Here is a 6,058-nt window from a genome sequence, read left to right as displayed (position 1 = left end):
GTCGCCACGCCCGCATTCGTCGAAGTTGCAGTGAATGTCAGCGCGTTGCTGTCTTCGTCTGCGAACACACCTGCAAGGCTTAACGTCTTAACCCCATCCGCGACTCCTGTCGTTATATTGCTGATCGACGTTTCCACTGTCGGCGCATGGTTCACAGCTTCTGGAATCACCGGCGTGATTGTTACGTTGAACTGGCTGTTTATGGTCCCGCCCTTGCTGTCGTTCGCCGTAACCGTGACCTTGGTTGTTCCTGCGCTCACTGGTGTGAGGGTCAGCTGACTTCCATTCACTGATACCGTCGCTACGTTCGTAGCTGAAGATTCTGCTGTGTAAGTCAAAGTGTCTCCATCAGCATCAGTAAAACTATTTGCCAGATTAATCTTTTTAGGCTCATCTGCTGTACTTAACGCAACATCAGTAAACCCGGTAGTAACGCCTGGTGCATGGTTATTCACTGAATTTGTTGAACTTCCACCTCCACCTCCAGAGGAAAATTTCACGCTACTCGACGTAGTTGTAGTCACTTCTTGAACCGTCCCGTCAGCCGACTGAATTTTTCCAATCTGCTTTTGTACTTCATTGTAATTTTGGATAACTTGTGAAACAGATACATCTTTAGGCAGCTGAATCATTTCAACTTTAAAATTCGGATTCAATGTCACTTTAGCATTTGCGTTGGCAACTTTAAGCTCCCCAATTGTCCCTGTTCCTTTAATAGAAATACCATTGCTGGAATTCACAGTAAGTTGGCTTGCATTTCCATTCAATTGGATATTAGAGACACCATCGTTAAGCTCGATTACTCCTTTTATATCTCCTTTAATCTGAACATCATCACCTGAAATTCGAAGCAGGCTGCTTTCCGGTAGACCATTGGTATTTAACACAACACCTTTTTGCACGATCTCCAATTGTTGCAGCTCATCCACATTACGATTGCGCGAATTAAACTTTAATATAGCTCCCTTTAACGCATCTTTATTAGAGTTTCCGATCAACTCTTTCAATTTTCCTTCTATTAAATAGGGAACATTATCAATCGTTACAATGTCTCCATCAACGCTATTGATCGTGGCCGTTTGCTCTTGAGTTTTGAATATATCCACCAGAAGAGGAGCAATATCCTCCCTTTTTACTTCACCTGTGGGATTGAGCTTGCTGTCATGAATATCAATTAAACCCAGACGAAGTGCCGTATCTACCGATCCAGCTGCCCATCGGCTTACCAAGGATTGATCTTTTGGCAAAATGCTTGATCCGCCCTCTGCATTAACCCCTCCGACTGCACGAACAAACACGGCTGCCAGCTCTTCACGTGTAACAGGATCGTTTGGACGGAAATTTCCTAATCCATCCCCGGATAGAAATCCAGCTTTTTGTGCGGCTTCTATATATGGAGCAGCAAATTGTTTACTTTGCACATCTTTAAAAGTAGAAGAACTCGAAATAGGGTCCAATTTTAAGGCTCTGACCAATAATACTGCGAGCTCCTGACGAGTTAATGTTGCTGTAGGGCGAAAGGTTCCTTGGGGATCTCCCGATAAAAGTCCCTGGCGTACAGCTTCTTGAATAGCCGCCATTTTATCACTCGTCACATAGGATGTATCTGAAAATAAATTATTGGTAGGCGTTGCAGCGTAAGCAGAAGTACCAAACGTCGCCTGAAGAGCAACAAGAGCAGCTGCCCATTTAAGTGAATAAACCTTCAATCGATTTACCTCCTAATTACTTTTAAGTAAAACGACCCATTCGATCTTCAAAAAGTTGGGTAATAAGTCCGATCCACTGTATTTCTCAACAAAAAAACCGTGTTTATATTAATCATTCGTTCATATATTTGTCGAAAATAAGTGATTTATGTCGTTTCGAATTAATATACATGATTCCACTGAACCAATTCTGAACAAAAGCTTATATAATAACGCTTGTTACACCAAGTGCCCAACTCTATTCTTCAAAGAACTCATTTATGCGAGTGATTTATCAAAATCCTCCATGAATCGCGACTCATGTACTATAAAAAAATAATCGCAGGCTAGATACCTGCGATTATTTTTTAATCAAGACAGCCTGAAACGCCGTAAGGAATACACCTTAAAACGAATAGTTGCCAAAATTAGCATTGCCGACTATTGTGCGCGTTCATTTTACATAAAAAAACAGCAGCTTCTTGGACCGTTCCAGGGAAGCTGCTGCTTTCATGTTTTCATGTTCTTATTACACTTTGGCACCTGCAGAATGAGCATGTTATCAAACAATCAGGATAAGCGGACCGATTTACAGTGTTGATTTGGCCCTATTTATTCGTACATAACAAAAAAGCTAGGTTTACGAATTATCAACATAATCCGTAAACCTAGCTTTCGAAGAGTCTTACTTAAGGTTATATTTTTTGTTAAAGCGATCCACACGTCCACCAATATCCACATTTCTTTGTTTACCAGTGAAGAACGGATGAGAAGCGGAGCTAGTATCTACACGGATAACCGGGTATGTGTTGCCATCTTCCCATTCCATCGTTTCTTGCGAATATTTAGTAGAAGCACTCAGGAAAGAGAATCCACAACTAGGGTCCAAAAAGATAACTTTATTCAATGTTGGATGAATATCTTTTTTCATTTGTATCACCTAATCTTTCATGTAGTTTTAGTTTCGATCTTCAAACGTACTGATGCAATGCTCCATCAGTTGGCAAAAGGAACGGTTATGTCTCAGAAAAAAAGACGACAGATCATAACAGTTGCGTTCAAGTCTCATAAACGACAAGCGAACGATGCTGTATATATCGCATCGTCTATTGCACGAACGCTCCGGATCTTTCGTCAGCCTTCATCGTTATATAAGCATATAGTGAATGGTCCTTCAGCTCGTCCCGAATACTGTCATCAGCATAGGAGAACTAGGCAACCACGTGCTTTCGATTCAAAAGGCAAAGCGTACCATGTATGTAGCTCAGCATCTATTATACAACCATGAAAAAAAGCCGTTCTCTTAGGTGCTGGCTTTAACTTTAGACGCTTTGTCCACTGGACTAATTCAAGTTTTCGTCGGTTCCATAACACAGGCTTTTTGCAAACTTACAGGCTCCGCTCAGGAAAAGAATCATTCAGGTCGCTATACAGCAAACCACAAATTATCTAGTTTCACGATGGATCGTGTACTTTTTCAAACGCGGAGAGTATTTTTTCATTTCAAGACGCTCCGGATGATTTCTTTTGTTCTTGGTTGTTGTATAGTTACGATCACCGGATTCGGTGCATGCCAAGGTAACAATTACGCGCATTATTCTTCCTCCTTAATTGGAATACATGGTATACAATTACAATAGTAATTTTTACGATTAGTTCTATTCTATAATTCATGTTCCGCTTTGTCAACCTTAGAGTCGCGGTTTGCTGCTTCTTCTACTGTGTTCCAGCGATTACGGTACTGTGCAAGCTTCGGATGAATTTCTATTGGTTCACTCGAAAGCACCAACCTGACGTTTCTAATCCATTCTCCAAAGGATGCATAGGAAGCGCACAAATTTGCAGTTTCAGGACTCATGTACAAAAAAAGCGGAGTTGCATACTTTTCCGCCAAAAAACGAATGGCTGCCTCAATCGGTGTGTATTTTTTTCGCTTACCTTCCCAGTTTTCAATCACAACAGCACCCAAAGCCTGCTCTCGTTGCCACTCTCCCAGTTCATCGATTCGCTTGTAATACGAGCGTACAGGCTGCTTAAACATTCTTCTGACTGTTTCTTCATGTAGCGGATACAGCACCAGCTTTGTAAAAGATAGTGCAGCCCCTGTTTCAGCAAAAAGCTCCAACTCACTGACTGTAACCTGCTCAAACGTATCATAATAGACTATAGTCCCTTTATGCGTCTCAACTGGCGGCTCATAGCCATAGGGTACATATTGAAGGTTTCTTGTCATGCAGGCACTCCGTCCTTCCATAGATAAACTTTTCCTCCTATATTATACCCTTGTTATGGCATGAGCTTACCTAAAATGTTTATCCTTATTCGACAGCAGGCGTATTACGGCCTGCCCCCCGCCGGAATTGCAACGCGTAAAGCCCCATCGTCACAAGTGCAACCAGCGCAAGCACCGTAAATATATTGCTAAAATTGTACACCTGAACATTAGATACGACCGGATTCAAATGAAAGGATGACGAGCTATCCAACGTTTTGCCCAAAATACTTGTTGTGATTGCCCCGGCAATGAAATTCAACAGAGATAACAGCCCCATTCCAACACCAATCTGGTCTTTCGACAAAGTACGAGAAATTGTATTAGACATGGCGATCTGCATAAAGGTCTGACCTACATTCCCGAAAATAAGTAAAAACAAAATTAGATACGGGGACGCACCTACAAACGTAGACAAGCTGATAAAGCAGATAAACAACAGCGATACGGCTGTATACACCAGAACAGAATTCCCTTTACTATCGGCCAAACGCCCTCCTCTTTTTCCTAATAATGCAGACGCAATAGCTGCGGGAAACATAATCAGTCCAATTGTTGCTGGTGTAAGCTGGTTGAGACTGTTCAGAAACTGTGGTGCCAAGTACGGCAATCCAAAGCTAATCCCCGTACCTAAAAAGGCGATAAGAAGCCCATATGAATATTGCTTGTTACGGAACAGCTTCGGCTGGATGAATGGATCATGGGCAGTATTAATGCGCCATATAAACAGTCCAAATAAAACCACACCGATTAGAAAAAACATCAAATTGGCTTGTGAAATGGAGAGCAACAAAAAGGCCACTGTTCCACCTAGCAATAATCCACCAAGAAAATCAAACTTCTGATCTTCTCCTCGCTGATCATCCAAATATTTACGAAAGAATGGCAAAGCAATCAATGGCAGCATAGAAATGACGAACAAAAAGCGCCAGCTCGCAAAGCCTGTAATCAAACCGGAAATAATGGGAGCCAGTGCAGTGCCTAATGCCAAGCCGATTGCAGTGACGCCCAAAGCTCGCCCTCTTTTTTCAGCCGAGAAATAACGAACGGGAACGATCATAGCGGTTGCCGGAATAACAGCAGCCCCTGTAGCCTGGAGCAATCGAGCTACAATTAACATCCAAAATTGATTGGCCAACAGCCCAATAAGTGAACCTAGTGCAAAAAAGATAATCCCAAATGTCAGCAAATCCTTGAGGCGATATTTATCTGCCAGCTTACCGTAGGTCACCGAGCCAACCGCATACACGATCATATAACCAGTCAGCAGCCAGCTTACATCGGAGGCACTAATATGAAATTCCTCCCGAATCACAGGCATAACTACATTAAACATAAAAGCGTTCATCACTGAAAAAACAAGTGTGAAGGCCAACACACGCATTAGCTTATCCGCATTGGGATAAGTTTGTTCTTTTATCATTTGGTTTCTCCCTCTCCTATACATTTCTTATCTAGGTGACATTTTATAGCTTATAAAACTCCATCCGAGTAAACTTTTCTATTTATCCACTCAAACGCAGGCTTTCGCAGGACGATAATCATGAAGAATTTTTTTGAGCATACCGCGCAGCGCCTCCGACTCTTCGAAAGATAATGTTTTACCTACCGAGCTTTTAATTTGCTCAATGGTACGTTCAGCTACCTTGTGAATCTCCAAGCCTTCCTCGGTCAAATAAATTTGCTTCATTCGCGCATCTTCCGGATGACTTTGGCGTACTGCCCAGTTCTTCTTAACAATCCCATTAACCAGACTGGTAACGCTTGATTTATCAATAAGCAACAGCTTTTCCAAATCCGTGTTGGTGACTCCAGGCGACATCGCCAGTATGTAGAGCGTCTGTGATTGTGGGGAGGTAAGCCCCAAAGGACGGAGTGCAGTTTCAATCTCACGCCGAACAGTGGTAAAAATCCATTTAATTAAATACATCGTGCTTTCTTCCTCCCAAGGAAGACAAACGGGATACACCTCACTTCCCATTTCACTTCTAACCTCCATATCTATTGAATTTTAATAGTTTGAATTCCAACTAATTTTAATCAGTTGCCTATTGGGTGTCAATACCTTCTTAAAATGGTCGTCACTAAATAAAGAATT

Annotated in this window: 6 protein-coding genes; all 6 read right to left on the bottom strand. The window is 42.0% G+C overall.

Features of this window, described 5'->3' with window-relative positions; translation table 11 throughout:
* Positions 1–1,709, bottom strand: a 1,709-nt coding sequence (locus ABEW32_RS22690) for an S-layer homology domain-containing protein (RefSeq protein ID WP_430191975.1), incomplete at its 3' end; no start/stop codon positions are given.
* 664 nt (positions 1,710–2,373) lie between these two features.
* Positions 2,374–2,619: a type B 50S ribosomal protein L31 gene (locus ABEW32_RS22685; protein WP_016821159.1), complete on the bottom strand. Its 246-nt coding sequence runs from the start codon at positions 2,617–2,619 to the stop codon at positions 2,374–2,376.
* A 514-nt stretch (positions 2,620–3,133) separates the two neighbouring features.
* Positions 3,134–3,283: a 50S ribosomal protein L33 gene (gene rpmG / locus ABEW32_RS22680; protein WP_007430271.1), complete on the bottom strand. Its 150-nt coding sequence runs from the start codon at positions 3,281–3,283 to the stop codon at positions 3,134–3,136.
* A 68-nt stretch (positions 3,284–3,351) separates the two neighbouring features.
* Positions 3,352–3,921: a hypothetical protein gene (locus tag ABEW32_RS22675; RefSeq protein WP_102997978.1), complete on the bottom strand. Its 570-nt coding sequence runs from the start codon at positions 3,919–3,921 to the stop codon at positions 3,352–3,354.
* 85 nt (positions 3,922–4,006) lie between these two features.
* Positions 4,007–5,383 carry an MFS transporter gene (locus ABEW32_RS22670; RefSeq protein ID WP_102997968.1) on the bottom strand — a complete coding sequence of 459 codons (1,377 nt, stop codon included), beginning with the start codon at positions 5,381–5,383 and terminating at the stop codon, positions 4,007–4,009.
* 90 nt (positions 5,384–5,473) lie between these two features.
* Complete coding sequence (locus tag ABEW32_RS22665; protein WP_117289420.1) at positions 5,474–5,941, bottom strand: MarR family winged helix-turn-helix transcriptional regulator; 468 nt, start codon at positions 5,939–5,941, stop codon at positions 5,474–5,476.
* Positions 5,942–6,058: the final 117 nt, after the last annotated feature.

The organism is Paenibacillus jamilae (assembly GCF_050482105.1).
Taxonomy (GTDB): domain Bacteria; phylum Bacillota; class Bacilli; order Paenibacillales; family Paenibacillaceae; genus Paenibacillus; species Paenibacillus jamilae_B.
Note: the sequence above shows the minus strand (reverse complement) of the source record. Positions and strands in the feature narration are given on the sequence as shown.